Source organism: Rhizobium yanglingense (assembly GCF_977109285.1).
Genome location: NZ_CDSAWY010000002.1, coordinates 29,979 through 55,414 on the forward strand (window position 1 = coordinate 29,979; position 25,436 = coordinate 55,414).

The 25,436-nt window shown below is 62.4% G+C and carries 27 protein-coding genes and 2 pseudogenes; 20 read left to right on the forward strand and 9 right to left on the reverse strand.

All coding sequences use genetic code 11. The annotated features are described in order from the left end of the window. The first annotated feature begins 28 nt into the window (after nt 1-28). The gene (locus ACW4PC_RS01225) at nt 29-385 is read left to right on the forward strand and encodes a DUF1491 family protein (protein WP_455872604.1); all 357 of its coding nucleotides are present in this window, start codon (nt 29-31) and stop codon (nt 383-385) included. Between the two features lie 5 nt (nt 386-390). On the opposite strand, the gene ACW4PC_RS01230 is transcribed toward ACW4PC_RS01225, so the two are convergent. Together ACW4PC_RS01230 and ACW4PC_RS01235 are read right to left on the reverse strand one after the other, a co-directional pair. After that, complete coding sequence (locus ACW4PC_RS01230) at nt 391-1,431, reverse strand: DUF2336 domain-containing protein (protein WP_455872605.1); 1,041 nt, start codon at nt 1,429-1,431, stop codon at nt 391-393. Nucleotides 1,432-1,659: 228 nt separating this feature from the next. Further along, entirely contained in the window at nt 1,660-1,866 is a 207-nt protein-coding gene (locus tag ACW4PC_RS01235; RefSeq protein WP_455872925.1) for a hypothetical protein, read from the reverse strand. Nucleotides 1,867-2,387: 521 nt separating this feature from the next. Here ACW4PC_RS01235 and ACW4PC_RS01240 point away from each other — a divergent pair. Continuing rightward, complete coding sequence (locus ACW4PC_RS01240; RefSeq protein ID WP_455872606.1) at nt 2,388-2,567, forward strand: hypothetical protein; 180 nt, start codon at nt 2,388-2,390, stop codon at nt 2,565-2,567. A 9-nt stretch (nt 2,568-2,576) separates the two neighbouring features. Here the strand turns inward: ACW4PC_RS01240 and ACW4PC_RS01245 are convergent, their stop codons facing one another. The 3 genes from ACW4PC_RS01245 to ACW4PC_RS01255 all read right to left on the reverse strand — a co-directional run bounded on the left by ACW4PC_RS01245 (nt 2,577) and on the right by ACW4PC_RS01255 (nt 6,290). After that, entirely contained in the window at nt 2,577-3,128 is a 552-nt protein-coding gene (locus ACW4PC_RS01245; protein WP_455872607.1) for a DUF1254 domain-containing protein, read from the reverse strand. Then, the gene (locus tag ACW4PC_RS01250; RefSeq protein WP_455872608.1) at nt 3,121-3,708 is read right to left on the reverse strand and encodes a DUF1214 domain-containing protein; all 588 of its coding nucleotides are present in this window, start codon (nt 3,706-3,708) and stop codon (nt 3,121-3,123) included. Before ACW4PC_RS01250 ends, ACW4PC_RS01245 begins: the two co-directional genes overlap by 8 nt. A gap of 443 nt (nt 3,709-4,151) precedes the next feature. Continuing rightward, nucleotides 4,152-6,290: a transglycosylase domain-containing protein gene (locus tag ACW4PC_RS01255; protein ID WP_455872609.1), complete on the reverse strand. Its 2,139-nt coding sequence runs from the start codon at nt 6,288-6,290 to the stop codon at nt 4,152-4,154. Nucleotides 6,291-6,476: 186 nt separating this feature from the next. Between ACW4PC_RS01255 and ACW4PC_RS01260 the strand changes: the two genes are divergently transcribed. The 3 genes and pseudogenes from ACW4PC_RS01260 to ACW4PC_RS01270 all read left to right on the forward strand — a co-directional run. Beyond that, nucleotides 6,477-6,950, forward strand: coding sequence for a YcgN family cysteine cluster protein (locus ACW4PC_RS01260; protein ID WP_455872926.1), 474 nt, complete (start codon nt 6,477-6,479; stop codon nt 6,948-6,950). A gap of 43 nt (nt 6,951-6,993) precedes the next feature. Continuing rightward, nucleotides 6,994-7,180, forward strand: a pseudogene (locus ACW4PC_RS01265) (short-chain dehydrogenase); the annotation flags it as partial. Nucleotides 7,181-7,196: 16 nt separating this feature from the next. Further along, nucleotides 7,197-7,304, forward strand: a pseudogene (locus ACW4PC_RS01270) (large terminase); the annotation flags it as partial. Between the two features lie 35 nt (nt 7,305-7,339). On the opposite strand, the gene ACW4PC_RS01275 reads toward ACW4PC_RS01270, so the two are convergent. Further along, complete coding sequence (locus ACW4PC_RS01275; RefSeq protein WP_257788097.1) at nt 7,340-7,471, reverse strand: hypothetical protein; 132 nt, start codon at nt 7,469-7,471, stop codon at nt 7,340-7,342. A gap of 129 nt (nt 7,472-7,600) precedes the next feature. Between ACW4PC_RS01275 and ACW4PC_RS01280 the strand changes: the two genes are divergently transcribed. The 3 genes from ACW4PC_RS01280 (at nt 7,601) to ACW4PC_RS01290 (ending at nt 9,003) form a co-directional block, all read left to right on the forward strand. Beyond that, complete coding sequence (locus ACW4PC_RS01280; RefSeq protein ID WP_455872610.1) at nt 7,601-8,284, forward strand: glycoside hydrolase family 19 protein; 684 nt, start codon at nt 7,601-7,603, stop codon at nt 8,282-8,284. Nucleotides 8,285-8,301: 17 nt separating this feature from the next. Beyond that, on the forward strand, nt 8,302-8,610 hold the full coding sequence (locus ACW4PC_RS01285; RefSeq protein ID WP_455872611.1) for a Dabb family protein: 309 nt from the start codon (nt 8,302-8,304) through the stop codon (nt 8,608-8,610). 249 nt (nt 8,611-8,859) lie between these two features. Then, on the forward strand, nt 8,860-9,003 hold the full coding sequence (locus ACW4PC_RS01290; RefSeq protein WP_455872612.1) for a hypothetical protein: 144 nt from the start codon (nt 8,860-8,862) through the stop codon (nt 9,001-9,003). On the opposite strand, the gene ACW4PC_RS01295 is transcribed toward ACW4PC_RS01290, so the two are convergent. Then, the gene (locus ACW4PC_RS01295; RefSeq protein ID WP_455872613.1) at nt 8,966-10,180 is read right to left on the reverse strand and encodes an MFS transporter; all 1,215 of its coding nucleotides are present in this window, start codon (nt 10,178-10,180) and stop codon (nt 8,966-8,968) included. The genes ACW4PC_RS01290 and ACW4PC_RS01295 overlap by 38 nt on opposite strands. 650 nt (nt 10,181-10,830) lie before the next feature. On the opposite strand from ACW4PC_RS01295, the gene ACW4PC_RS01300 reads away from it, so the two are divergent. From ACW4PC_RS01300 to ACW4PC_RS01340, 9 genes are all read left to right on the forward strand, one after another. Next, nucleotides 10,831-11,079: a hypothetical protein gene (locus ACW4PC_RS01300; protein WP_039844354.1), complete on the forward strand. Its 249-nt coding sequence runs from the start codon at nt 10,831-10,833 to the stop codon at nt 11,077-11,079. A gap of 52 nt (nt 11,080-11,131) precedes the next feature. Then, complete coding sequence (locus tag ACW4PC_RS01305) at nt 11,132-11,803, forward strand: response regulator transcription factor (protein ID WP_455872614.1); 672 nt, start codon at nt 11,132-11,134, stop codon at nt 11,801-11,803. Beyond that, nucleotides 11,793-13,196 (forward strand): sensor histidine kinase, encoded by a 1,404-nt coding sequence (locus ACW4PC_RS01310; protein WP_039844356.1) that lies wholly within the window; start codon nt 11,793-11,795, stop codon nt 13,194-13,196. The genes ACW4PC_RS01305 and ACW4PC_RS01310 overlap by 11 nt, the downstream gene beginning before the upstream one ends. A 118-nt stretch (nt 13,197-13,314) precedes the next feature. Continuing rightward, entirely contained in the window at nt 13,315-13,707 is a 393-nt protein-coding gene (locus ACW4PC_RS01315) for a membrane protein (protein ID WP_039844357.1), read from the forward strand. Between the two features lie 115 nt (nt 13,708-13,822). Next, entirely contained in the window at nt 13,823-14,959 is a 1,137-nt protein-coding gene (ccmI, locus tag ACW4PC_RS01320) for a c-type cytochrome biogenesis protein CcmI (protein WP_455872615.1), read from the forward strand. Next, a complete protein-coding gene (gene ccmE, locus ACW4PC_RS01325) occupies nt 14,956-15,408 on the forward strand; it encodes a cytochrome c maturation protein CcmE (RefSeq protein ID WP_455872616.1) in 453 nt (150 codons plus the stop codon). Before ccmI ends, ccmE begins: the two co-directional genes overlap by 4 nt. After that, nucleotides 15,405-17,393, forward strand: a complete 1,989-nt coding sequence (locus ACW4PC_RS01330; RefSeq protein WP_455872617.1) for a heme lyase CcmF/NrfE family subunit — start codon at nt 15,405-15,407, stop codon at nt 17,391-17,393. The genes ccmE and ACW4PC_RS01330 overlap by 4 nt, the downstream gene beginning before the upstream one ends. Further along, complete coding sequence (locus ACW4PC_RS01335) at nt 17,390-17,845, forward strand: cytochrome c-type biogenesis protein (protein ID WP_455872618.1); 456 nt, start codon at nt 17,390-17,392, stop codon at nt 17,843-17,845. The genes ACW4PC_RS01330 and ACW4PC_RS01335 overlap by 4 nt, the downstream gene beginning before the upstream one ends. Nucleotides 17,846-17,938: 93 nt before the next feature. After that, entirely contained in the window at nt 17,939-20,155 is a 2,217-nt protein-coding gene (locus ACW4PC_RS01340; RefSeq protein ID WP_455872619.1) for an adenylate/guanylate cyclase domain-containing protein, read from the forward strand. A 3-nt stretch (nt 20,156-20,158) separates the two neighbouring features. Here ACW4PC_RS01340 and ACW4PC_RS01345 read toward each other — a convergent pair whose 3' ends face one another. Next, on the reverse strand, nt 20,159-20,680 hold the full coding sequence (locus tag ACW4PC_RS01345) for a YHS domain-containing (seleno)protein (RefSeq protein WP_455872620.1): 522 nt from the start codon (nt 20,678-20,680) through the stop codon (nt 20,159-20,161). Between the two features lie 41 nt (nt 20,681-20,721). Beyond that, nucleotides 20,722-21,312 (reverse strand): ankyrin repeat domain-containing protein, encoded by a 591-nt coding sequence (locus ACW4PC_RS01350; RefSeq protein ID WP_455872621.1) that lies wholly within the window; start codon nt 21,310-21,312, stop codon nt 20,722-20,724. A gap of 262 nt (nt 21,313-21,574) precedes the next feature. Between ACW4PC_RS01350 and ACW4PC_RS01355 the strand changes: the two genes are divergently transcribed. From ACW4PC_RS01355 to ACW4PC_RS01365, 3 genes are all read left to right on the forward strand, one after another. Continuing rightward, nucleotides 21,575-23,137, forward strand: a complete 1,563-nt coding sequence (locus tag ACW4PC_RS01355; RefSeq protein WP_455872622.1) for a Do family serine endopeptidase — start codon at nt 21,575-21,577, stop codon at nt 23,135-23,137. Nucleotides 23,138-23,290: 153 nt separating this feature from the next. Continuing rightward, the gene (locus ACW4PC_RS01360) at nt 23,291-23,968 is read left to right on the forward strand and encodes a response regulator transcription factor (RefSeq protein ID WP_194730100.1); all 678 of its coding nucleotides are present in this window, start codon (nt 23,291-23,293) and stop codon (nt 23,966-23,968) included. Further along, on the forward strand, nt 23,965-25,371 hold the full coding sequence (locus ACW4PC_RS01365; RefSeq protein ID WP_455872623.1) for a sensor histidine kinase: 1,407 nt from the start codon (nt 23,965-23,967) through the stop codon (nt 25,369-25,371). The genes ACW4PC_RS01360 and ACW4PC_RS01365 overlap by 4 nt, the downstream gene beginning before the upstream one ends. The last annotated feature ends 65 nt before the right edge of the window (nt 25,372-25,436 follow it).

Below are 25,436 nucleotides of genomic sequence, written 5' to 3' on the forward strand. Positions count from 1 at the left end.
CCGCACTCCGCCGGTCTATACCGCGCCCATGAGATTGCGCACCGACATCTTCGTTTCCGCCCTCCTGCGCCGCGTTTTCGCCAGGGGCGATTTCGCCGCTATTGAGAAGAAGGGGGCGGAGGAAGCGGGGGCCATCTTCATCCGCCAGCATTTCCGCGACGGGCTCGAAACGCTCTACGCGCCTGCGCCGCAAAGCGTCTTCGATGAGGAGGAGAGCGGCATGCGTCTTTTTGAAATCAGGCTTGACAAAGCGGAGGCCGAGAAGGTGCGCGAACTGCTCGACCGCGAGCGGAAGTTCGATCCGGACCTCTGGATCGTCGAGCTCGAAGCCGACGACGTCGCGGAGATCGTGCCGCTGGCCGACGAGCGGAAGAACCCCCTCTGAAGTTCTTACCGGCGGCCGACGATGCGGATATCGCGTACCGGCGGCTCCTGGCGCACGGCGCGCGGGGCGGAAGCGGCGGCTCGCTCTGCCGGCACCTGGTCTTCCGGCTTGTAGGTATAGCTGTCGGCGCGACGCCAGGCTTCGACCCGCTGATGGCATTCGTCCGGATCGAGCGCATCCAGCACCATCCAGGCGCGAGTCACGTTGTGCTGCGGCTCGGAAAGATGCGGATACAGTCTCTCCAGCACGAAAACGGCGTCGAGAAAGCCCATGCCGAGGCTGGTCAGGGTCGTTGCGAGCTGCTGGCCGGAGAGATCGAGCATGATGCGCTCGGCAAGCCAGCGGCTGGCCGAAAGCGCGTCGGCAAGCGCTGTTGCGAAGGACCCAGCCTCCCGTGCGCGGGCAAAACGGACGAGCAGCGCCTCCTGGATGTCGGACAGCGTGCGCAGGCCGAGGCGGTTGCCGTCATTGCGTCCGAGATGTCGTGCCAGCCCCTTGATCCTTTCGCGCATCGCCTCTTCGCTGGCAAGGCGCTCGACGAAATCGGCCGCCTCCATCGAGGCAGCGGTCGGCGGGAGCGCATGCGCTTCTGCCGGCTCTTCGGCAACGGCGGCTGGCGCAATCTGTCGCGGCTCGGCCTGACGCAGCGCCACAAGCGCATCGATGACCTTGGGTGAAAGGCTGTCGCGGCTGACGATCGCCCGGGCGTGGGCAGCTCCCTGCGACCGGGCGATGACGATCAACGTATCGTCGTCGACCGCCTGCGAGGCCGTCAGGAACGGCGCGGCGATTGCGATCGGCTGGCTGCCGACGAAGAGGGCAACGGCTGATGGTATGGTCTTGCACTGGGAAAGTGCGGCAACCGCCTGGCGGCGAGCCTCGTCGGAAGAAGCCTGAAAAAGCGGCATGAACAGTTCGGCGAACTGGCGCAGCTCGGATCGGGTGGGATGCGCCAATCCTTCGAAGCTGCTGACTGTCGCCATCAATACCACATCCTTTTTCCGGATGGCCAGGGGGCCCTCTAGGTCTCGAAACCGGTCACGCACACGAACACCCTGGAAAACGCGGAACTCAGGCCTTCATGCGCTGGCGGAACGCACATCAACCCATGCGAAGATGAACAAATCCTACACCGGCACGGTTAACGGTTGCTGAAGATTTTAATCAAATGCGAGACGATGACGCACGCAAAACGTGCATTGAAGGATCGCCAGCGCAATGAAAAAGCGCCTTGCAGCGGCAAGGCGCTCCCGGACGCATCCTCAGGATGCAGTTCAAAGGCCTTTGTGCGAACGCATGGCTGTCAGCAGCTTTTCGCTATCGGTATGGCCTGCCTGGTAAAGATCGAGCGCGGCAGAGGCGGCAAATCGCGCTTCGGCGCTTTTGATATCGATCCGCTTTTCCGCGCACCATGCGTCCAATACGCATCTCAGCACATCGAGGTCTTCCGGAGAATATGACGAGTTCAACATCAAAGACATCATCTGCCCTCCGTTCTTGCGGCAAGAGCATACATGGTCTCCCAACCGGCCGTTGCCCTGAAACTCGACTGGCAAAAACACGATACGCGCAAATGAGGCGGCTGCAATTAAATATTTTTTGTGCCGCAAATATGCAACAGTCGTCCTTTCCGGGAGTTTCGCCACGTGGTGATTTTAAGTAATTGAAATCATTGTTAAATTATATTCGTGTTTTTGCTCCCGTCGGATTGAAACCAAACGGTTGGTAAGCGCGTTTAATAACCGGTGTCGTGCAGACGCCGCGAGCCTGCAATATTAGTAAACTGTTAACTATCGTGTGTCTCAATTCGGATAGGAACGGCGCGATTGAGTGCTTCGGTCGTCAAGATTCCGCTTCACGGTATTTCGAATAGGTGCCGTGAGAAAGGCGCGAATGCCCTCGGTCCGGAATATCCGGCACCGCAGGACGCGCTGGCCCGTGCAGGCGGGCAGGGTGAAATCCGCTCACGTTCATCCGTCTCGGGCAGTGCATGGAGACGAGAATGGCCATAGTAGTCGCATTGGCGGACCGGCGGCCACAGGTGCCACGCCGCAAGGAAAAGGAGCCGGTCAAGGCTCAGATTCTGCTGTTCACGGGCGTACGCTACGAGCGCCTCCCGGAGATGCCGAAGCGCCCGGCGCAGCACGCATCGCGTGTGGAGAACCGCGTGGAGAACGAGTGAGGCCAAGCCTCAGTCGGCGGGTGCATAGGCCTCACAGCCGGCGCCCGCGAGGAAGCTTCTGGCTGCCTCATCGAAGCTTGCCTGCGGGGCAAGCGTTCTGAGCACCGCATAGCCTTGCGGGTGGCTCATCTCGACAAGAATGGTCGGCTGCAGCTCCGCCGGCAGCGATTTGCGCAAACCGGTAAGCTGGATCGGGGTTGCGACGAGAACATCCAGCGCTCCCCCCACAGACGTTCTGTCATTCATGCTGAAGACTTCGTTCGAGGCGCCGTCATAGACGGCGATCGACCAGAACGGCACGTTGCCTTTTGCCGTGAAGCGGACGGGGTTGTCTTCCAGATCGAAGGCGCAGACGGCGGTGCGCAGGAAAGGATCGCTGTTTGCTAGCCCCGCGTCGTCGTTTTGTGCTGAGAGCAGATAGAAATGGTTCTGATCGCCCTCAGCAAGCACCCGCGTCTGGGCGTCCCTGCCGGTGTAGTGCGGCAGCGCGAGAATGATGACGAGATGCAGCAGTGCGGCGCCGAAGAGGCCGGTCAGGATTGAGAATATCAGCCTAAGCATTGCCGCATCCGATCTTCGTAAGCCTCGGCATAGCGAGATCGATGACGCCCGAACTTCCGGCAGTCGGCGTGTCGAACAGCGTCAGCACCAGCCGGAACGTGCCGGCGGCGGGAAGCGCCAGCCAGTTGCCCGGTCTTGCATTGGCGGAAATGTCGATCGTGAAGCTGCTGTCGGCCTGGCGCAGGATCGTCCAGGAATTCAGCGCCGCCGGCAGCCCGGGACGGATGGAGGCGGGATTGCCGCTGTTGTCCGAAGTAAACAGCGTCCACAGCCGGGCAGGCGGCGTCTGGCCGCTGATGCGGTAGCTGCAGGCCGCGTTCAGCCGCTCGCCGCTGTCGTCGACGCTCGCCGTGAACGTCAGCCCCTCGGCGCTGCCATAAAGCAGCTTGCCGGCTCGGGCGCGGTGGGACTTCGCATAAGGATCGGCATCGGCCGTCTGCAATTCGGGAAAGGCTTCCCAGGCGCCGAGCTTGATCGCGCCAAACCCTTGCGTCGCGTTCAGCGCATAGAGCGAAACCACGATTCCGCCGCCGAAAGCGACAATCAGCGTGATTGCGATAAAAAGCGGGAATCGAAACACTGCATGCCCTTGGAAACAAATCAGGTGAAAGGGTTAGCATTGATTCCGGCGGGGTGGAATGGCGCGGGCGCGGGCTCGACCGAATACGCGGTGGAGGATTGGGGTGATGTGTGGAGGAAGGAGAAGCTGCCACGCCAAAAGACGAGCGCCGATTTGCTGCCCAATCCGCATCCGGGCGAAAGACTTCGAGAGGAGTTCTTGAAGCCGGTGCAGCTCGACGGAGATGCATCGGCAGACGCTGTCGCAGTGTCATCGGAACGGACCGCTGACATTGTGGACGGCAGGTGCGAGATGACATCCGAACTGGGCGACATTTCGCATTGCCTGCAAGGTCTAATGAGGCTCTTCGCCGCGCGGACGCACCGTGGCTGGGCTCCTGTGACGAGCGCAGGAATGAGGTTCGTGGGGGTGAACACGCAGCCACCCTTCGGTCTTGCACTTACCTACCCCGCGCTCGCCACCTTCTGCGCTTCGAGCGGCGGGGCGGATTTCAGCTTTTCGCCGAGGTCTTTGAGGATCCTGGTCGATTCCACCGAGAGCATGCGGGGACGGATGAGCTGTGGGATGCTGTCTTCGGGTTTGGCGGCGGCGGTCTTGGCGGTGTCTTTGGCCGGCGGCGCCGGGTTTTCGACGCCGGGGATGGGACGCAGCACGATGCCCTGGTGGGCGTAATCCATGGCGCGCTTGAAGGTCATGGCGGGAAGCGAGCCGCCGGTCATGTTGTTCGTCGAGGTGTAGTCGTCATTGCCGAACCAGACGGCGCAGGTGTAGTTGCCGGTGAAGCCGACGAACCAGGCGTCGCGATAGGCCTGCGTCGTGCCGGTCTTGCCGCCGGTGAGGATGCCGTTGTCGAGCGCTGCCTTGCGGGCGGTGCCGAAATAGGGGATGCGGGTCAGCATCTGGTTCATGTAGGCATCGGCTTTTTCCGACAGCACGCGGTTTGCCGGCGGCTCGTCGCGGTCGAAATCGTAGAGCACGTCGCCGCCGTAATCGAGGATCTGGGCGATGCCGTGGCGACGTGATTGATAGCCGCCCGCGGGAAACACCGCATAAGCCGTCGCCTGGTCGAGAACGGTGACTTCCGACGTTCCGATCGGGATTGTCACGTCGTCGCGCACCGGCGATTCGATGCCCATCGCCTTGGCCATGGCGCGGATCGGCTGGATGCCAAGCTTGTCCTTGGCAAGCCGCACCGGGATCGTGTTGATCGATTGCGCGATCGCCGTTTCGAGCGTGACGCGGCCGGCATAGCGGTTCGCGTAGTTGTGCGGGCTCCAGTTGCCCCAATAGATCGGCGCATCGACGATGGTAGTCTGCGGGGTCATGCCGCTCTCCATCGCCACTGCATAGGTATAGACCTTGAAGGAGGAGCCCGGCTGGCGCAGCGCCCGCGTCGCGCGGTTGAACTGGCTTTCGCCGTAGTCCCGCCCTCCGACCATGGCGCGCACCGCACCGCCGTTTTCAAGCATCACCATCGCGCCCTGCTTGGCGTGAAAGGACTCGCCATATTCGCGCAGCGACGTCTCGACTGCATCTTCCGCCGCCTTCTGGATACCCATGTCGATCGTGGTGCGCACGATCAGTGAATGCTGGTGGAAGCGGGCGGCAAGACGCTGGACCTCCTCGAAGGCCCAGTCGAGGAAGAAATCGGGCGATTCCTGCTCGTTGCGGTCGACGATCGTCGCCGGACTGCGGCGGGCGGCAATCACCTGGCCCTCGGTCATCAATCCGCTCTGGACGATATTGGTAAGCACTTCGTTGGCACGGGCGCGCGCCGCCGGCAAATTGACGTGGGGCGCATATTTCGCCGGCGCCTTGAAGAGGCCGGCAAGCATGGCCGATTCTGCGAGGTTCACATCGGTGATGTTCTTGCCGAAATAGAACTGCGAGGCCGCCGCCGCACCGAAGGTGCCGCCGCCCATATAGGCGCGGTCGAGATAGGTGGAGAGGATCTCCTTCTTCGACAGGTTGGCTTCGAGCCAGAGCGCCAGGAAGGCTTCGGTGATCTTGCGGTCGATCGAGCGCTCGTTGGACAGGAAAAGGTTCTTGGCAAGCTGCTGCGTCAGCGTCGAGCCGCCCTGGACGACTTCGCCGGCGCGGGCATTCTCGCTCATGGCGCGGAACAGGCCGATGAAATCAATGCCGAAATGGTCGAAGAAGCGGCGGTCCTCGGTGGCGAGCACCGCCTTGATCAGCGAATCCGGCAATTCGTCGATAGGCACCGAATTCTGATGGATGACGCCGCGGTGGCCGATGACATTGCCGTAGCGGTCGGTGAAGGTGACGGCGAAATCGCCGCGATTGCGCCAATCTTCCTTGGTAGCCTCGAAGGCAGGCTGGGCGAGGAGGAGCATGAGAACCGACCCGGCAGCGCCGAGCGTCAACGCTTCGCCGCTAAGTTCGAACACTAAGCGCTTCCAGCCGCGCACGCGGAAGCGGCGGAAAAAGATGGTGACGTCTTCCCAGATCTCGGCGGAGCGGAAACCGGCGTTCCAGAGGGTGGAATCGATCCATGAATCGATCTTCAGCAGGATGTGCCGGCTCCTGCGCGGGCGTTCTTCTGGATTGTCCGGATCCTGCACGTTCTATATTCCCGCCCGATCGCGCTTGACGGCTGGCGAGCCAGGCGTCAGAGCACAGCCATTCTTCGGCATTGCGCTCTTCGATAAACGAAGCATGCTGAATAATTGATTGATTTGGCGGCCGATAACAAGAGAATTGAAGGCGTCTCACGCGGATTTGCGGACGCTGTTGCAAGAAAACGAATGATGAACGAACGACCCTTCTGGAAGCGGAAAACGCTGAACGAAATGAACAGCGAGGAATGGGAAAGCCTCTGCGACGGCTGCGGGCTCTGTTGCCTCAACAAGCTGGAGGAGTGGGATTCGGGCGACGTCTATTTCACCTCCGTTGCCTGCAAGCTCCTTGACGGCCAAAGCTGCCGCTGCTCGAACTACGAGAAGCGGCGGGATTTCGTGCCGGACTGCGTGCAGCTGACGAAGGCGAACGTGCAGGAAATCGCCTGGCTGCCGCCGACCTGTGGCTACCGGCTGGTGAACGAGGGGCGCGATCTTTACTGGTGGCATCGGCTGGTTTCCGGCGACCCTGAAACCGTTCACCAGGCCGGCATTTCCGCCCGCGGGCGGACGATCAGCGAGACGGAGATCGATCCCGACGACCTGGAAGATTATATCGTCGATTGGCCGCTGACGGTGGGCGACGGCGAGCGGGCGAAGAGGTAGGTCCTAAGCGGCGGCGAAGCTTTCGAACGTGAAGGTCGGGAAAGTGGCAGCAGACCCCAAGGGAAAGGCGGCACTCGTTGCCGGAAGCGCGCGCGGCTCCGGACGCGGGATCGCCGTGGAACTCGGCGCGGCGGGCGCGACTGGTCGCGCGACAAAGAGCAGCAATTGGATATGGAAGGCCGGAAACGGTCGAGGAGGCGACGGAGTTGGTGACGGCTGCCGGCGGCAAGGATTACCCTGCGCGTCGACGGGCTTTCGGGTGGCTGCTCGCCCGACAGGCTGGATGCGCTCGTCTTGGCGCTGACGGCACTGATCCTGGACGGCGGCGGCGAGCCGAGGGTGCGGGGGATTTGAAGGATCCGCCGTCTCGCCTTTTGCGTTTTATGGGTTTATCGCTGCTTGGGCGGCTGTGGCGCCGGGCGCTGCGTTTCGCGCGCCGGGCGGATCTGGCGCCACTCGTTTTCCATCTGGTCGACGAGGTGCTGTGGAATGGTAGGCTGGCTGTTGGCGGGCGTTTGCATTCGGTCTCCTGTCCTTCGGCGAGCTTCGACGGGAAACGCATGACATAGGCCAAATGCGGTGTAAATCAGGGGTTTAAACGCTTTAAACGATTGAAATTATTTTAATCGATTAGGACCAGGTCAGATTTCATGGTTATCCACATCGACCGGACATTCTTCTTCGATGCCGTGCGGCAAAGCCTGTTCAGAGGGCCCCTTTCCGAGGGGCAGGTCGAGGGCATGACGGCGATTCTCGACTTCTTCGAGCAACGTATGCCGCAGGCGGACTGGCGGTGGCTGGCCTACATCCTGGCGACGGCTTTCCACGAGACGGCCTTCACCATGCAGCCGGTGCGTGAGACCCTGGCCGGCAGCGACGCAAAGGCGATCGAGATTCTCGACCGCGCCTATGCGGCAGGCAAGCTTTCCTGGGTGAAGACCGTATACTGGAAGCCGGACGAGGACGGAAAGTGCTGGCTGGGCCGCGGACTGGTTCAGCTCACCCACAAGCGCAATTACGAGGCGATGAGTGCGATCATCGGCATCGACCTCGTCGCAGAGCCGGACCGTGCGATGGAGATGGCGGCCGCCGTGACGATCCTGATCGAGGGCATGCTGGTTGGCAGTTTCACCGGGCACAGGCTTGCCGACCACCTGAACGCCGAAAAGGAAGACTGGGTAAACGCACGCCGCATCGTCAACGGCACGGACCGGGCCGAGAAGCTCGCCGAATACGGCCGGACCTTCCATGCGGCCCTGCGCCGCGAAGAGGCGCCGGGCATTCTGCAGCGGTTGAAGGGGTGGCTTGGGCGTGCTATCGCGCGGCTTTGTTGAAGATCAGGAGTGCCCCGGTGATCCGCCATATCGTTTTCTTCACCGCAAGCGCGGAAAACCTGGAGACGGTGCGCGTCGGGCTTTCGGTGCTGACGGCGATTCCGCATGCGCGGCTTTTGGAGATCGGCACCAATGTGAAGACCGACCAGCTCGGCACCGATGTCGACCTGGTGGTCTACGGCGAATTCGACGACGAGGCGGCACTTGCAGCTTATAAGGCGCATCCTGAGTACCAGCGCTCGATCGAACTCGTGCGGCCGGTCCGGGAAATGCGGATCGCGGCGGATTACGATGTTGACACAGCGGTAAGGCAGCCGCTCGGCTGATTGCGATTGGCGGTTTGCGACGGTCCTGCGGGGCCTCCTCACTATGAAAGCCTTTGATTGCGGATCGTTTGAAGTTTCGCCCTTCACCCGGATTTTGCCCCTCACCCCTCACCCGCCTGCGGCGAGGGGACATGGCCCACGCCGGCTGCCGGCCGTGTAAGAGGGCGCGGCATATTCTCCCCGTGATCACAAGCAGAAGGTGGTGGCAGACGGGAAGAGGGACGGCGGCAGACCCTCAGGGAAAACACCATGGACATCCGATCGTTCCTGCCGTGGGGCTTTGCGGCGGACGAAAGACGGCTGACGCGCACGCACCGGGAGGCGAAGGCCAAGCTGCACGTAGCGGAGACGCGGTTCAGGGCTGTGACGGAACCAGCTGCTTTGCCGATCTGACCATTCCCGCCAGCATGAAAACGAAGACCATGGCGAGGGCGGCGAGCGCTGCGCAGATGGTGAGCGTCAGTCCGGTGCCGACGCGGTCGAGGGTGGCGGTGAATATGACGGGGGCGATGGCGTTGGCAAGGTTTTGCGGCAGCGAGAGGCGGGCGGCTTGCAGGCCGTATTCGCGGGGCGAGAAGAAGGCGAGCGGCAGCAGCGCACGGGCAACGGCAAGCACGCCGGAGCCGAAGCCATACATCACGATGAAGGCGACAAGCAGCGGCGTCGAGGTGCCGCACAGCAAAAGCATGAGGAAGCTTACCAGCATGAGGCTGATGCCCATGACCGAGGTGAGGATCGGGTTGCCGCGTTTGCCGAGCAGCATGTCGAGCCCGCGGGCGGAAATGCCGATGACGCCGCGGGCGGAACCGAGCTGCAGGGCAAGCGCCGGCGAGGCGCCGGACTGGCGGAAGATTTCGATCAGCGAGGGCGCAATGCCGAAGCTGATGAAGGTGCCGAGCGTCGTCGAGGTGGCAAGCAGCAGGAAGGCCTTGCGGCGCTCACGCGGCGATAGCGCGATCGGTGGGGTATCCGCTGCAGTGCCTTGCGTGTGCGTTGCGGCGGGCTTCGGCAGGGCGAAAAGATGAAGCGGCAGGCAGACGAAAATGTGAAGTGCCGCCGAGAAGATGAAGGCGATGCGCCAGCCATGGGCGTCCGTCACCAGCGTCAGGATCGGCCAGAACAGCGTTGCCGACAGGCCGGTGAAGAGCATGAGGATGGCGATGATCCTTTTGCCGTTCAGGCCTTCTCGCTCGACGACGGCGGTATAAGCGGGCGCTGAAAGGCCAAGCGCGCCGCCAAGGCCGATGACGATCCAGGCAGCCGCATAGAGGACGACCCCATGCGTGGCGGCAAGCATCAGCAGGCCCGTCGCGAAGGTGACCGACGATGCGGCAAGCACGCGGGCTGCACCAAAGCGCGCGAGCCAGCGGCCGGTCGCGGGGCCGGCGATGGCGCTGACGACCATCATGACGGTGAGGCCGGCAAAGACCACTTCGTTCGGCAGGCCGAGATCGGGCGCGACGACGCGGCCCATGACGCCGAGCATCTCGAAGGTGGTGCCCCAGCCGATGAGCTGGCTGACGGCAAGCACGGCGATCGTCTGCGCCGAGCGCAAGGGGAATTTGAACATTCGTGCTGAAACGGATTTGAGAGCTGAGGACATGGGGCATAGCAGTTTCGCATGTGCGGCGAAAGCCGCGGCAACCATTTGCGGAACGGCGCCTCGCCTGACCGGTAAGAGGTGTGGCTTTGTATCGTCGGCCTTCGTCAAGTCGTTTATGAAGGGCGCAAGGAAAACCACGCTCATCACTCCGCCCTCATCCTTGGAGGCTGCGCGCTGCGATGTCTCGCGGGCCGAGCCTATGTTATGAGCCGATCGGACTGTGGGCCGGCCTATAAGGGACGCCGGACGATGCGCGTGTGGTCTTGGCGCTTGCCGATCTGAAGGCTCGGGCATTGAGGTCTTCCTTTCTCCCTTCGTGACGATGGACATGACCGAGGCAAATGCGCTGCCCGATCCTTGACGGCGGCGCAGACCAGGCAGCCTATCCCTTCGGGACCTGCCATCCGGCGGCCCGGCAGGTCGTTCGCTGAGGAAATCTCAGGGCGGGACATCTGTGTTTTCACGCATCCCGCCCTCTCGTCTTTCGGCTGTGGAAATTCAAGAAAAATACAGTCCAGAATTGTTATAAACATCCGGCGTTACAGGGCATTCATTTGCCATTCAGGTCACGTGAGTACATAGTCGGACCAAGTTGGAATTACGTTGGAAGCATGCACATGGCCTCTCCCTTGAGCGTCGTAGTTTTGGCCGCCGGGCTGGCGGTATCGGCGCCCTCACCGGACGAACCGCGCGATCTGATCGTGCGCGTCGCAGGCGATTGCAGCGCGGCGGCTGAGCAGGTCGTCGAGCAGACGGGCGGGCAGCTTCTTTCCGTGCAGCCATCAGGCAACACCTGCATCATCACCGTTCTCGTCCAGGGCAACGGCCAGCGTCCACGCAAGGTGACCGTCAGGGTTCCGATGTAGGCGGAATCGGCCTATGAAACACCAGTGATACACTTGAGGTGAAAGCGGACCGATGCGCATTCTGGTAGTCGAAGACGATGTCAATCTGAACCGGCAGCTCGCCGATACGCTGAAGGAGGCGGGCTATGTCGTTGATCAGGCCTTCGACGGCGAGGAAGGACATTTCCTCGGTGAAACCGAGCCTTATGACGCGATCATCCTCGACATCGGCCTGCCGGAGATGGACGGCGTCACCGTCCTTGAAAAGTGGCGCGGTGCGGGCCGCGGCGTGCCGGTTCTGATCCTGACGGCCCGCGACCGCTGGAGCGACAAGGTCGCAGGCATCGATGCCGGGGCCGATGACTACGTGACCAAGCCCTTCCATGTCGAGGAAGTGCTGGCGCGCATTCGCGCCCTGATCCGCCGTGCGGCCGGGCATTCCTCGTCCGAGATCGTCTGCGGCCCGGTGCGGCTCGACACCAAGACCTCCAAGGCGATGGTCAACGGCGTGACGCTGAAGCTCACCTCGCACGAATACCGGCTGCTTGCCTATCTGATGCATCATATGGGCGAGGTGGTCTCGCGCTCGGAGCTGGTCGAGCACATGTACGACCAGGATTTCGATCGCGATTCCAATACGATCGAGGTATTCGTCGGCCGCCTGCGCAAGAAGATGGGCGTGGACCTGATCGAAACGGTGCGCGGTCTCGGCTACCGCATCCAAGCGCCGAACAATGCGCATTAAGTCGCTCACCGCACGCGTTCTCCTTCTGACGACCGTCTGGTCGACCGTGGCGCTTGTGGTTATCGGCCTGCTGATTTCCACGCTTTACCGCCGCAGCGCCGAGCGCGGTTTCCAGGATCTGCTGCGCGCCCAGCTCTACAACGTCATCAATTCCGTGACGATCGGCGATCAGGGCGCGCTGAGCGGCAGCCCCCAACTCGGCGACCTGCGCTTCGCCCAGCCGAGGACCGGCTGGTACTGGGTGGTGGAGCCGCTCGGAACCTACACGACGGCGCCGCTGGTTTCGCCTTCGCTGGGATCGGCGACGATCCCTGTTCCCTCCGTGCTGGAAGCACCCTTCGACAAGAATTACGAGCGCTATTACCAGGTGACGGATGCGACCGGAAACCGCGTGCAGGTGGCGGAAACCGAAGTGGTGCTTGACACGGACGGACGCGCTGCGCGCTTCAGGGTGTCGGGCAATGTCGAGGTCGTCGAGAGCGACGTCAGCAACTTCTCCCACAGTCTCTATCTGGCGCTGGCCGGCTTCGGGGTCGGAAGCCTGATCGTCAATGCGCTTGCCATTCTCTACGGCCTGAAGCCGCTCGACAAGGCGCGCGCGGCGCTGGAGCGCATCCGGGCGGGAGAGAGCGAACTGCTGAAGGGCGATTTCCCGCGGGAAATCCTACCGCTTGCCAACGAGGTGAATGCGCTGATCGACAGCAACCGGCGCATCGTCGAGCGCGCCCGGATGCAGGTCGGCAACCTGGCGCATTCGCTGAAGACGCCGATTGCGGTTCTGCTTAACGAGGCGAGGGTGCTGGAGCGCTCGCACGGCGAGCTGGTGCGCAGCCAGGCAGAAGCGATGCAGGGCCAGGTGCAATCCTACCTCAACCGGGCACGCATCGCCGCACAGCGCGAATCGGTGCTGGCGCGAACCGATGCGGAACCTGCGCTGGAGCGGCTGGTGCGCGTGATGCGGCGGCTCAATGGCGACAAGGAATTCGAGCTCAACGTGACGCCGCAGAACCTCGCGGTTGCCATGGAGCAGCAGGATCTGGAAGAGACCGTCGGCAACCTTTTGGAGAATGCGTCGCGGTTTGCCACGACAAAGGTGCGGCTCAGCGCAGCCGAAGCGGCCGAGGATGTGAAGGGTGCCGAAGCAAGCGCGCGGCGGCACTGGGTGGAGCTTGTCATCGAGGACGACGGACCGGGACTGGAGCCCGACCAGATCCGCGAGGCGCTGAAGCGCGGGCGGCGATTGGACGAGAGCAAGCCGGGAACGGGCCTCGGGCTTTCGATCGTCACGGAGATTTCCAACGAGTATCAGGGCCGGCTCGAGCTCTCCCGCGGGGAGTGGGGCGGCCTGAAGGCGCGGCTAATCCTGCCCGGCGTCACAAAGGATGTTGCATGAGCAATTGCTTGATGTCACAAAGACATAGGCAATTGCATAGCATGCTTTGCCTTAATGCCGACATGGGGCGATGCGCATCTGGCGGCACTGATTCACACCCCGATGCTGGTTTGACCGAATGATGTTACGACCGAATGTTTTGATCGTTTCTTCGCTTCTTGTTGCCGTTGCGCTGTCGTCGTGCACGACCTCCAGGCCTTCGGCATCGGCGGCGTTCATCACGGCGCTGCAGGGCGGAATCGCCGGCCGCAGCGGCGTGCAGCTGAGCGACAGCGACAAGCAGCGGGCTCTCGAGGCCGAATACCGGGCGCTCGAAGGCGCTGGCGTCGGCCAGCCGGTCGTCTGGAGCGGGCGCAATGTAAGCGGTAAGGTTGTGGCGGCCGCACCCTATCAGGTGGGTTCGCAGAACTGCCGTCAATACACGCATACGCTGACTGCGGACAGCAAGGACACCGTCACGCGTGGCGCGGCCTGCCGCAACAGTGACGGAAGCTGGTCGCCGCTCGGCTGACTTCGGCCGGTGCTGCAGATAACGTCCTGCTGATATTGCGGCCAAACGCCTCAAATCTTCGTCATTGCGACTTTGCCAGTTGGAATGGCCCCGCGCTTCAAGTATTTGAGCCGGTATGATGTTCTGGATTCTGGTGGCCACGATGACCGCGGCTGTTGCCGCCTTCCTGCTTTATCCGCTTTTGCGCGGCGCGAAGGCGGCTGACGACGACCGTGCCGGCGAAGCGGCGGTCTACCGCGATCAGCTGCGCGAACTCGATCGCGATTTGGCTGGCGGATTGATTTCGGCCGACGAGGCGGATTATGCGCGGGCCGAAATCGGCCGCAGGCTGATTGCCGTCTCGGCTGCCGAGCCGAAGACGCAACGCAAGCCCGTTCGCACGCACCGTTTCAGCGAGGCTTTCGTTCTCCTGCTGCTGCCAGTTCTCGGGCTCTGTCTTTACATCACGCTCGGCCGTCCTGATGTGCCGTCGCGGCCGTTGGCGGATCGGCTGGCGGAACCTGGCAACGACATGGCGATGCTGATTGTGAAGGCGGAGCGGCATCTGGCGGAGGATCCGGAAGACGGCAGGGGCTGGGACGTGCTGGCGCCGATCTATTACAATGCAATGCGCATCGCCGATGCGGAGAAGGCCTACCGCAATGCCATCCGGCTGCTCGGGCCGAGCCCGATCCGTCTTAACGGGCTGGCCGAAACGCTGATGGCGGGCGCCAACGGTGTCGTGACCGAGGAGACGCGCAAGGTGCTGGAGCAGTCGCTTTCGCTCGAGCCTGACAATCCGCGTGCGAGGTTCTACGTGGCGCTTAGCCTGGAGCAGGCGGGGCAACCGGGGCAGGCGAAGGCGGCCTTCGAGGCGCTGGCGAAAGGTTCGCCCGCCGATGCGCCATGGCTGCCGCTGGTCAACGAGCATATCGCCAAAAACGGCGGCGCTCCGGTGGTGGCGGACGGCAAGGCGCCGGGCAATCCAACAGAGGAAGATGTCGCAGCGGCGCAGGATATGAACAGTAGTGAGCAGCAGCAGATGATCCGCGGCATGGTGGAAAGCCTCGATGCGAAGCTTGTTGCAGACCCGAACAATTTCGAGGGCTGGATGCGGCTTGTCCGCTCCTATGCCGTCTTGAACGACAAGGATCGTGCCGCAAGCGCGCTGAAGCGCGCCCTGGGGGCCTTTCCTGCCGACGGCGACGAGGGCATGCAGCTGATGGCGCTGGCGCGCGAACTCGGCATTGCGGCGGAAGGAGGAACGCAATGACGCGCAAGCAGAAGCGCCTGGCGGTGATTGGCGGCGGCATGGGCTTCATCCTCGCCGCAGTGCTGCTCGTCATGTTCGCCTTCAGCCAGTCGGTCGCCTATTTCTACATGCCGGCCGATCTTGCCAAAACACCGGTGGCGCCGGAGACGCGCATCCGCCTCGGCGGGCTGGTCGGCGAGGGCAGCGTCGTGCGCGGCGCAGGCTCGACGGTGGAATTTGCCGTCACCGACGGCAGCGGCGATGCGGTAAAGGTCAAATATACCGGCATCCTGCCCGACTTGTTCCGCGAAGGGCAGGGGGTCGTCACCGAGGGCCGGTTTGCGGCCGGCAGCCAGGAGTTCATCGCCGACACCGTGCTTGCCAAGCACGACGAGAAATACATGCCGAAGGACGTTGCCGACCGGCTGAAGGCGCAGGGTCTGTGGCAGGAAGGCGAGGGTACGCAATGATCATCGAGATCGGTCACTACGCACTTGTCCTGGCCCTGGCGGCAGCGATCGTTGTTTCGCTGGTGCCGGCAATCGGCGCGCGAAGGCTTGACCAGGCGATGATGGATGTCGCGCCGCTCGGCTCCATCGTGCTCTTTGCGCTAGTGACCTTCTCCTTCGGCGTTTTGACCTATGCCCATGTGGTCTCCGACTTTACCGTCCGGAACGTCTGGGAGAACTCGCATTCGCTGGTGCCGCTGATCTACAAATATTCCGGCGTCTGGGGCAATCACGAAGGCTCGATGATGCTGTGGCTGCTGATCCTTGCGCTGTTCAGCGCCCTGGTGGCGCTCTTCGGCCGCAATCTGCCGGACAGGCTGAGGGCCAATGTGCTTTCGGTTCAGGCGTGGATCTCCGCCGCCTTCATCCTCTTCATCCTGTTGACCTCCAACCCGTTCGTCCGCCTCGATCCGGCACCGGCCGAGGGCCGCGACCTCAATCCGGTGCTGCAGGATATCGGGCTCGCCATCCATCCGCCGCTGCTTTATCTCGGTTATGTCGGCTTTTCGGTGTGCTTCTCCTTTGCCGTCGCCGCCTTGATGGAAGGCCGGATCGATGCTGCCTGGGCGCGCTGGGTCAGGCCCTGGACACTGGCGGCCTGGACCTTCCTGACGCTCGGCATCGCCATGGGCTCCTACTGGGCCTATTACGAACTCGGCTGGGGCGGCTGGTGGTTCTGGGATCCGGTCGAAAACGCCTCCTTCATGCCTTGGCTTGCCGGAACCGCACTGCTGCATTCGGCGCTGGTGATGGAAAAGCGCGAGGCGCTGAAGATCTGGACCGTGCTGCTTGCAATCCTCACCTTCTCGCTGTCGCTGCTCGGCACCTTCCTGGTGCGCTCCGGCGTCTTGACCTCGGTGCATGCCTTTGCCAGCGACCCGAGCCGCGGCGTCTTCATTCTTTGCATTCTCATGCTCTTCATCGGCGGGGCGCTGTCGCTGTTTGCGTTTCGCGCACCGCGTTTGAGTGCGGGCGGCCTGTTTGCGCCGGTCTCGCGCGAAGGCGCCTTGGTGCTGAACAACCTGATCCTCACGGTTGCCTGCGGCACCGTCTTGACCGGGACACTCTATCCGCTGCTTCTGGAGACGCTCACCGGCGACAAGATCTCCGTCGGCGCGCCGTTCTTCAACATGACCTTCGGGCTCTTGATGGCACCGTTGCTCGTCGCCGTGCCGTTCGGGCCGCTGCTTGCCTGGAAGCGCGGCGACCTTCTGGGCGTCCTGCAGCGGCTCTATGTCGTGGCAGGGGTTGCCTTCGCCGCGGCGATCGCCGTCTTCTACATCGAGCACGGCGGGCCGGTGCTGTCGGTGCTCGGGCTGGCGGCCGGGCTGTTCCTGGTCGCAGGTGCGGCTGCCGATCTCTGGTACCGCGCCGGCATCGGCAAGGTGAAGGCGCATGTCGCCTGGAAGCGGCTGACAGGCCTGCCACGCTCGGCCTTCGGCACCGCACTTGCCCATGCCGGACTTGGCGTCAGCGTCATCGGCATCGTTGCGGTGTCGGCCTTTTCGACCGAGCATGTGCTCGAGATGAAGCCGGGCGAGACCACCGAGGCTGGTGGCTACACGCTTTCCTTCGACGGTCTCAAGCCGGCGAAAGGGCCGAACTACAGCGAGGAGCGCGGGCATTTTACCGTGCGGCGCGGCGGCGCCGAGGTCGCCGAGACCTGGTCGGCGAAGCGCCTTTATGCCGCCCGCCAGATGCCGACGACGGAAGCCGGCATCCTCACCTTCGGGGCAAGCCAGCTCTACGTGTCGCTCGGCGATCCGACCAGGGACGGCGGCATCGTCGTGCGCATCTGGTGGAAGCCGTTCATCCTGTTGATCTGGGGCGGGACGCTGCTGATGGCGGTGGGTGGCTTCGTGTCGCTCTCCGACCGGCGGCTGCGCGTCGGCGCCCCCCGCCGCAAGGCAAAACCGGTAAAACCGGTCATGGAGGCGGCGGAATGATCCGGCCGATCCTCCTCGCCATCGCGTTGTTTCTTTCTGCAGCACCAGCCTTTGCCGTCAATCCCGACGAGGTGCTGGCCGACCCGGCGCTCGAGGTGCGTGCCCGGGCGTTGTCGGCTGAACTGCGCTGCATGGTCTGTCAGAACCAGTCGATCGACGATTCCGATGCCGACCTTGCCAAGGACCTCAGGCTGCTGGTGCGCGAGCGCATCACCGATGGCGACACCGACGAGGAGGTGCTGAACTATATCGTTTCGCGCTACGGCGAATTCGTGCTGCTGAAGCCACGGCTCAGTACCCGCACCATGCTGCTTTGGGGCGCGCCAGTGTTCCTGATCATCGTAGGTGGCATCTCGCTGCTGGTATTCGCGCGGCGGCGTGCGGGAAAGCCCACCGGTAGCCCGCTGACGGCGGAGGAGCAGGCAAAGCTCGACGAACTGCTTGGCAAGTGATCACGCCCGCATCTTCCTGACAGCATAATGGCTTCGCCAATCAACCTGCGGTAAGATGCCCGCCCGGGAGCCATCGCAGCATGCGGGGAAGACATGGAGCGCCGTCTTGCAGCAATTCTGATCGCTGACGTCGCCGGTTACAGCCGTTTGAGCCAGATCGACGAAGAGGGCACGCGCCGCTGCTTCCAGGCGGATATGGACGACATCATCCTGCCCAAGATCACCGAACATCACGGCCGGCTGGTGAAGACCATGGGCGACGGCCTGCTTGTCGAATTTCACAGCGTTGTCGATGCCTTGCATTGCGCAATAGACGTACAGCGCGAGAAGGCATTGCGAAAAGCATCCGACGATGGAGCGATGCGACTCGATTTCCGCATCGGCGTCAACCTTGGAGACATCATTGTCGAGGGCGACGACATTCAGGGTGATGGCGTCAATATCGCGGACCGCATACAGGCGCTGGCCGAGCCGGGCGGGATTGCGATCTCCGGCACGACTTACGATCAGGTAAAAACCAAGCTTGATGTCGGCTACACCTCGCTTGGCAGGCAAAAAGTGAAGAGCATCGTCGAGCCGATCCGCGTCTACCGGGTCGTGCTGGATCCGAATAAAGCCCGGATTTCGCCGAAAAGCTTCAAGCGTCTGTTGAGGATGCCTGCCGGCCTAGCGGGTGCCGTTGCCGTCCTGCTTTTGGCCGCTTTCACAGCCTACTGGTGGCAGCCGTGGGAGCTTGGCCTGACGCCAACGCTGGTCGAGCGCTTCGCCTATCCCCTGCCGGACAAACCTTCGGTGGCGGTCTTGCCGTTCATCAATGTCAGCGGTGATACGGAGCAGGATCATCTGGCGCAGGGGCTGACCGACGACCTGATCACGGAGCTGTCCAAGGTTTCGGGGCTCTTCGTCATCGCCAGGCATTCAGTATTTGCCATTCAGAACGGTGCAGGAAAAATTCAGGATGTCGCCGCCGAGCTCGGCGTCCACTACGTGCTCGAGGGCACGTTGCAGCGCGCGGGGCCGCGGCTGCGGATCAACGTCAAGCTGATCGACGCGCTGAGCGGGCTTTCGGTTTGGGCCGAGCGCTACGACCGCCAATATGCCGATCTATTCGCAATTCAGGACGACGTCACCGGCAAGATCATCTCCGCGCTCGCGGTGGAACTGAGCGACGGCGAGCGCACCCAGCTGGAGCGGATACCGAGCGACAATCTGGAAGCCTACGATTACTACATGCGGGCGGAGCAGGAGGGCCTCGCCTACAGCGACGTGGAAACCTATCGGCGCACGCTGTCCTATTATCAAAAGGCGATCGATCTCGATCCGAACTTTGCCGATGCGCATGCCGGCATTGCACGCGTTGCCGTCGACGTCTGGCGCAACGACTACAACTTCCTCTGGTCGGCGGCTGTGGCGCGCAAGATCGCCTATGATGCGGCCGGACAAGCGCTCAAGCTCGACCCCGACAATGCGCGCGCCCACACCGTTCTCGCCCTGCTGCAGCTGGTTGACGGTCGGGCCGCGGAGGCGCGGGACTCGGCAAACCGGGCGGTACAGGTGCAGCCCAACAGTGCGGAGGCCTTCGGCAACCTGGCTTTGATCCTCGTCCATACGGGAAGTCACGAAGAAGCGGTGGTTGAGATGGAAAGGGCTTTGCGGCTCGATCCCGCTCCACCGTCGAGCTTCCGGCTGCTGGCCGGAATCGTCTTTTACACTGCGCGGGACAACAGGCGTGCAATTCCGCTCATCGAGGCGGCGCGAGATGCGCTGCCCAACGCGGAGCCGGCGCGCGAGTACCTGACGGCAGCCTATGCGTATGAAGGGGACCGGGTTCGCGGCGCGAAGGAAAAGGCCAAGCTTCTGGAACTGTTTCCGGACGCCAACCTTACCTACTACAACTATCTCTACGACTACTGGCGCGAAGACGACCTGGAGCATCATCTAGCGGGATTGCGTGCGGCCGGGATTCCGGAATGGCCGTTTGGGTTCGTCGGTTCGGAAGCTGATCAGCTTGATGCAGACGCCTTGCGCAACCTGATCAGCGACAAGACGTGGAGCGGAAAACACAAAAACGGAACGGTGTTTGTCCAGTATTTCGACAAGGCGGGCAATACCGCCTACCGCAGCGCCAATACCAACATCACCGGCACGGTGGAGGTGCAGGGTAACAGGCTCTGCGAGCGGTTCGGCGGCTATTTTCTCGATCGCATGGTGTGCGGGCAGGTTTACAGAATCAAGGACGCCGGACAAGCCGGCGCCCAGTATGTTCACGTAACCCCGCAGGCGCTGAAGTTCTTCTCGCTGACCCCCTGAATTTCACTCGGCCGACATATGCTGCCAGTCCTTGCGCACCTTGTCGGAAATCAGGGTGCTCTGCACCTCCGACCAGTGCTTTTGGGAGTCGACGACCTTGGTCGGCTTCTTTTCGAAGCCTTCCGCGGCACCGGGATCGTAACTCAGATAGAGCTTGCCATCGATGATCCGCCATGCCTTCGGGTCGATATTGGTTGTGACGGTTCCGAAGGAAACGCCGTCAGCGCAATAGCCGCCGTATTGAGGCGCATATTTTCCGGGTTCGGCAATGAAGCGGTCGCGGTTTTCGGAACTGGTGAAATGCCATTCGGCACCCAGCCACCGATACGAATAGACCGGAGATCCTTCCACGGCCTTGTTCTCGGTGAAATAGGCCACCGGATCGTAGCCCTTGATCGCCACGTCCCCGAAATAGCCGGTATTCACCGGCTCTTCCGCCGATGCCGGCTGCACAAACGCCAAGAGCATCGCGGCGCCAGCGATAATATAGGCGGCAGTGCCGCCTGTCTGCTTGCGATATGACATGTGTCCATTCTCCCAGTTCGGGCGATGAGATGCAGCAAGCGCTATTTCCGCTTCGTGCACTCGCCGTACAGCCAGTCGCCGACCAGGTCGGCCTGCTGGCAAACAGCGCCCGCTTTCAACAGTAGGTCTGCGGCATCCCAGTGGGATCGCCATCCGGCCTGCGTCAACGGCGTGTAGCCGTTGCGTTCCTTCGCCTCTATGTTTGCCTTGTGCGCGACGAGAAAGGCGACGACATCGGCATGACCTTCTTCGGCCGCAGCATGAAGCGGCGACATTTGGTAGAAGTTCTTTTCATCATTGATCAGCGCACCCTTCGATACGAGCAGTTCAACGACATCGAGGTGCCCGCCATAGGCTGCCGCGTGCAACGCCGTCAGACCGCCCTTGTTTCTGATCTCGATATCGGCGCCTCTTTCGAGCAGAAGTGCGACGATATCCTTGTTTCCGGCAAGCGCTGCGATCAGTAGAGGCGGCTCTCCTGCCGCATCCGGCTCGGTGATATTCGCGCCCTGATCTATAAGCTGGCCGGCATGTTCGCGATTGCCGTCCCTTGCCGCATCGTGCAGAGGACCAGCCCAGGCGAGCGAGATCCCAAGCAAGACACCCAACGCAGATGTTCCGACAACCCTCATCGCATGACCCTTGCCCCAAGGCATCCTCGCCGGATCGGAAGAATATTTAAGATATCATGAATATATCTAGGGGAGCAAGAAGTACGGCGCTCAACCCGTCGAGGCTGCCTCGGACATTGAAACTTATAGAGCGCTTATTCCTACATTACGAATTTTTCATTATGCGGACAGTTCGCAGTAAGGTGCGGCATCCTATATCTTCATCCATCGACCGATCCGGCATTGGCCGGGACGAAGACAAGAAGAAGAGAAGGTGCCTAAAATGTTCAAGACCCCCTCCCTCAAAACGATGCTGAAGGCGTCCACTGTCGCAGGTCTCGCTGCCGCCGTGTTTGCAACCGGTGTGCCGCTTGAGATCACGCGCTCCTACGCCGAAGCTGTCAATGTTCAAGCTCCGTCGGTCCCGAGCTTTGCGAATGTCGTCGACGCCGTTTCCCCGGCCGTCGTTTCCGTGCGCGTCGAATCCCGCATCAATGCGGCCTCCGACAGCACGGACGGCTTCGCGTTCGATTTCAACGGCCGCGGTTTCGACGATCTTCCCGACGACCACCCGCTGAAGCGCTTCTTCAGGCAGTTCGGCGAACAAGGCCCGAACGGTCCGCAGGGCGGTCCGAACAGAAGGTTTGGTCCGCCGGATGGCAAGGGCCGCCTGCGCCCAGTCGCGCAGGGCTCCGGCTTCTTCATTTCCGAGGACGGCTATGTCGTCACCAACAATCACGTCGTTTCCGACGGCTCGGCCTTCGTTGCCGTCATGACCGACGGGACCGAGTTAGACGCCAAGCTGATCGGGAGGGACCCGCGCACGGACCTCGCAGTGCTCAAGGTTGACGGAAAGGGCCGCAAGTTCACCTATGTCAACTGGGCTGACGACAACAATGTCCGCGTCGGTGACTGGGTCGTGGCGGTCGGCAATCCGTTCGGTCTCGGCGGCACGGTAACGGCAGGCATCATTTCGGCCCGTGGCCGCGATATCGGCTCCGGTCCTTATGACGACTACCTGCAGGTGGACGCAGCCGTGAACCGCGGCAACTCCGGTGGTCCGACCTTCAACCTCAGTGGCCAGGTGGTCGGCATCAACACCGCGATCTTCTCGCCGTCGGGCGGCAGCGTCGGCATCGCCTTCGCGATCCCGGCTTCGACCGCCAAGGACGTCGTTGCCGACCTGATGAAGGACGGTACGGTTTCGCGCGGCTATCTCGGCGTACAGATCCAGCCGGTTACCAAGGACATCGCCGATTCGCTCGGCCTATCGGAAGCCAACGGCGCGCTGGTCGTCTCGGCTCAGGATGGAACGCCGGGCCAGAAGGCCGGCATGAAGGCAGGCGACGTCGTCACTGCCGTCAACGGCGAAACGGTCAAGGATGCCCGCGATCTCAGCCGCCGAATCGGCGCCATGCAGCCTGGCAGCAAGGTCGAAGTGTCGGTCTGGCGCGACGGCAAGGCTCAGTCCCTCACCGTTGAGCTCGGCACCTTGCCGATTGACCAGAAGGACGCTTCCAACGACGACAATGGTGGTCCGGCACCGCAGCCTGAAGCACCGGCATCCGAAAAGGCGCTTGCCGATCTCGGCTTGACGGTCGGCCCCTCCGATGACGGCAAGGGCTTGACGATCACCGGCATCGACGCGGATTCGGATGCTGCCGACAAGGGCATCAAGCAAGGCGAAAAGATCACCTCGGTGAACAACCAGCAGGTCTCGAACGCCGATGATGTCGTCAAGGTTCTGAACCAGGCGAAGAAGGACGGCCGCACCCGGGCTCTCTTCCAGATCCAGTCCCAGGAAGGCAGCCGCTTCGTTGCGCTGCCGATCAACGGCCAAGGCTGATCCTCCCACCTTGGCCTAAAAAAGGGAGCCGCGATCCGACCTCCGCGCGGCTCCCTTTCCCCATCCGTTTCAAGGACGACGGCGATGACCCCACTGCAACAGGATGACGCTTTGAGCCTTGCCCAAACGCAACCGGCAGGTAATGTCGGCCGGATGAAGATTCTCATCATCGAAGACGATCTCGAAGCCGCGGCCTACCTCACGAAGGCCTTTCGCGAGGCGGGCATCATCGCCGATCATGCAAGCGACGGCGAAAGCGGGCTCTTCATGGGGTCCGAAAACAGCTACGACGTGATCGTCATCGACCGCATGCTGCCGCGCCGCGACGGGCTCTCCGTCATCAGCGAGTTGCGGCGCAAGGGCGTCCATACGCCGCTTCTCATTCTTTCCGCCCTGGGGCAGGTCGATGACCGCGTGACCGGCCTTCGCGCCGGCGGCGACGACTATCTGCCGAAGCCCTATGCGTTCAGCGAGCTTCTCGCCCGTGTCGAAGTACTCGGCCGTCGCAAGGGGACGCCGGAGCAGGACGTGGTCTACCGCGTCGGCGACCTCGAACTCGATCGGCTTTCCCATGAAGTCCGGCGCGGCGGCAAGGAAATTCCGCTGCAGCCGCGCGAATTCCGCCTTCTCGAATATCTGATGAAGAATGCCGGGCAGGTCGTCACGCGCACCATGCTGCTCGAGCATGTCTGGGATTATCATTTCGATCCGCAGACGAACGTCATCGACGTGCATGTCTCGCGCCTGCGCTCGAAGATCGAGAAGGACTTCAGCCGGCCGCTGCTGAAAACGATCCGCGGTGCGGGATACATGATCAAGGACGAGGGATGAGCCGTTTTTGGGTTCTCTTCAAGTCCACCGCAGTCCGCCTTTCGGCCCTTTATATCCTGCTTTTTGCAATCTGCGCCGCAACGCTCGTCTTCTACGTGACGGCGATGTCGCAGCGGCTGCTCAGCGGGCAGATCCGCGAGGCCGTCCAGCAAGAAGTCGATGTGGTCAGGCGTGCTTATGATCTGGGGGGCATGAACGCGCTGCTGCGCGCGATGGAGCGCCGCACGCGTCAGCCGGGCGCCAATCTTTATGTCATCGCCGGCCCGTCGGGCGATATCCTTGCGGGCAACGTCGCCTCGGTGCAGCCGGGCGTCTTTGAGGAATCCGGTTGGACCTCCGTTCCCTTCTTCTATCAACGCTACGCCGATAGCGGGGTCGACCGCCGCCACATGGCGATCGCCAATATCTTCGTGCTCGACAACGGCCTGCGCATTCTCGTCGGCCGCGATCTCGGCGAGCCCGAGCGCTTCCGCGTGCTGGTGCGCCAGGCGCTGATGATCGCGCTTGCCATCATGGGCCTCGGCGCCATCATCATCTGGTTCGGTATCGGCCGCAACGCGCTGAAGCGGATCGATCGCATGTCCGCCGCAAGCAAGAAGATCATGGCGGGTGATCTCTCGCAGCGCTTGCCGGTCGCCGGTTCGGGCGACGAGTTCGACCGCCTGTCGGTTTCGCTGAACACGATGCTGGAGCGCATCGAAAAGCTGAACGAAGGCCTGCGGCAGGTTTCCGACAACATTGCCCACGACCTCAAGACGCCGCTGACGCGTCTGCGCAACAAGGCCGCTGATGCGATTGACACGGCCAATGAGGATCAGCGCCGCCTGGCTCTGGACGGGATCATCTCGGAATCCGATCAACTGATCCGAACCTTCGATGCGCTTCTGATGATCTCGCGCGTGGAAGCGGGTTCTGTCGCCGCGGAGATGTCGCCAATCGAGCTTTCGACGATTGTTGCCGACAGCGCCGAACTTTACGAGCCGGTTGCGGATGAGGCCGGACTGGTGCTGACATCCAGCATCGAACCCGGCATATCCATCCAAGGCAACCGCGAACTGATCGGCCAGGCGATCTTCAATCTGATCGACAACGCGATCAAATATTCCGGGGATGCCAAGGGCGGTGAAATCAGCCTGAAGCTGTTGCGCCGGCCTGACGGCATTTGCCTTTCGGTCGCCGACCACGGGCCGGGCATCCCCGCCGACAAGCGCGAGGATGTCGTCAAGCGCTTCGTGCGGCTTGACGAGAGCCGGTCGAAGCCCGGCACGGGGCTTGGCCTTTCGCTGGTCGAGGCAGTGATGGAACTGCATGGCGGCACGTTGGAGCTTTCCGATACAGATCCGGAAAATGAAGACGGTCGTGGCCTTACCGTCAGCGTGATTTTCCCCGTCAAGCCTGCTTAGGGTTGGCCGCCCCGGATTGTGACCCTAGGTTAGGGGCTCGTATGGCAGCGCTGATTCCGGGCGCG

Coding starts and splice junctions, on each gene's coding strand:
- ACW4PC_RS01225 (WP_455872604.1), top strand. CDS start 29: ATGAGATTGCGCACCGACATCTTCGTTTCCGCCCTCCTGCGCCGCGTT.
- ACW4PC_RS01235 (WP_455872925.1), bottom strand. CDS start 1,866: ATGTCTTTGATGTTGAACTCGTCATATTCTCCGGAAGACCTCGATGTG.
- ACW4PC_RS01240 (WP_455872606.1), top strand. CDS start 2,388: ATGGCCATAGTAGTCGCATTGGCGGACCGGCGGCCACAGGTGCCACGC.
- ACW4PC_RS01245 (WP_455872607.1), bottom strand. CDS start 3,128: ATGCTTAGGCTGATATTCTCAATCCTGACCGGCCTCTTCGGCGCCGCA.
- ACW4PC_RS01260 (WP_455872926.1), top strand. CDS start 6,477: ATGAACGAACGACCCTTCTGGAAGCGGAAAACGCTGAACGAAATGAAC.
- ACW4PC_RS01275 (WP_257788097.1), bottom strand. CDS start 7,471: ATGCAAACGCCCGCCAACAGCCAGCCTACCATTCCACAGCACCTCGTC.
- ACW4PC_RS01280 (WP_455872610.1), top strand. CDS start 7,601: ATGGTTATCCACATCGACCGGACATTCTTCTTCGATGCCGTGCGGCAA.
- ACW4PC_RS01290 (WP_455872612.1), top strand. CDS start 8,860: ATGGACATCCGATCGTTCCTGCCGTGGGGCTTTGCGGCGGACGAAAGA.
- ACW4PC_RS01295 (WP_455872613.1), bottom strand. CDS start 10,180: ATGTTCAAATTCCCCTTGCGCTCGGCGCAGACGATCGCCGTGCTTGCC.
- ACW4PC_RS01300 (WP_039844354.1), top strand. CDS start 10,831: ATGGCCTCTCCCTTGAGCGTCGTAGTTTTGGCCGCCGGGCTGGCGGTA.
- ACW4PC_RS01305 (WP_455872614.1), top strand. CDS start 11,132: ATGCGCATTCTGGTAGTCGAAGACGATGTCAATCTGAACCGGCAGCTC.
- ACW4PC_RS01310 (WP_039844356.1), top strand. CDS start 11,793: ATGCGCATTAAGTCGCTCACCGCACGCGTTCTCCTTCTGACGACCGTC.
- ACW4PC_RS01315 (WP_039844357.1), top strand. CDS start 13,315: ATGATGTTACGACCGAATGTTTTGATCGTTTCTTCGCTTCTTGTTGCC.
- ccmI (WP_455872615.1), top strand. CDS start 13,823: ATGATGTTCTGGATTCTGGTGGCCACGATGACCGCGGCTGTTGCCGCC.
- ccmE (WP_455872616.1), top strand. CDS start 14,956: ATGACGCGCAAGCAGAAGCGCCTGGCGGTGATTGGCGGCGGCATGGGC.
- ACW4PC_RS01330 (WP_455872617.1), top strand. CDS start 15,405: ATGATCATCGAGATCGGTCACTACGCACTTGTCCTGGCCCTGGCGGCA.
- ACW4PC_RS01335 (WP_455872618.1), top strand. CDS start 17,390: ATGATCCGGCCGATCCTCCTCGCCATCGCGTTGTTTCTTTCTGCAGCA.
- ACW4PC_RS01340 (WP_455872619.1), top strand. CDS start 17,939: ATGGAGCGCCGTCTTGCAGCAATTCTGATCGCTGACGTCGCCGGTTAC.
- ACW4PC_RS01345 (WP_455872620.1), bottom strand. CDS start 20,680: ATGTCATATCGCAAGCAGACAGGCGGCACTGCCGCCTATATTATCGCT.
- ACW4PC_RS01350 (WP_455872621.1), bottom strand. CDS start 21,312: ATGAGGGTTGTCGGAACATCTGCGTTGGGTGTCTTGCTTGGGATCTCG.
- ACW4PC_RS01355 (WP_455872622.1), top strand. CDS start 21,575: ATGTTCAAGACCCCCTCCCTCAAAACGATGCTGAAGGCGTCCACTGTC.
- ACW4PC_RS01360 (WP_194730100.1), top strand. CDS start 23,291: ATGAAGATTCTCATCATCGAAGACGATCTCGAAGCCGCGGCCTACCTC.
- ACW4PC_RS01365 (WP_455872623.1), top strand. CDS start 23,965: ATGAGCCGTTTTTGGGTTCTCTTCAAGTCCACCGCAGTCCGCCTTTCG.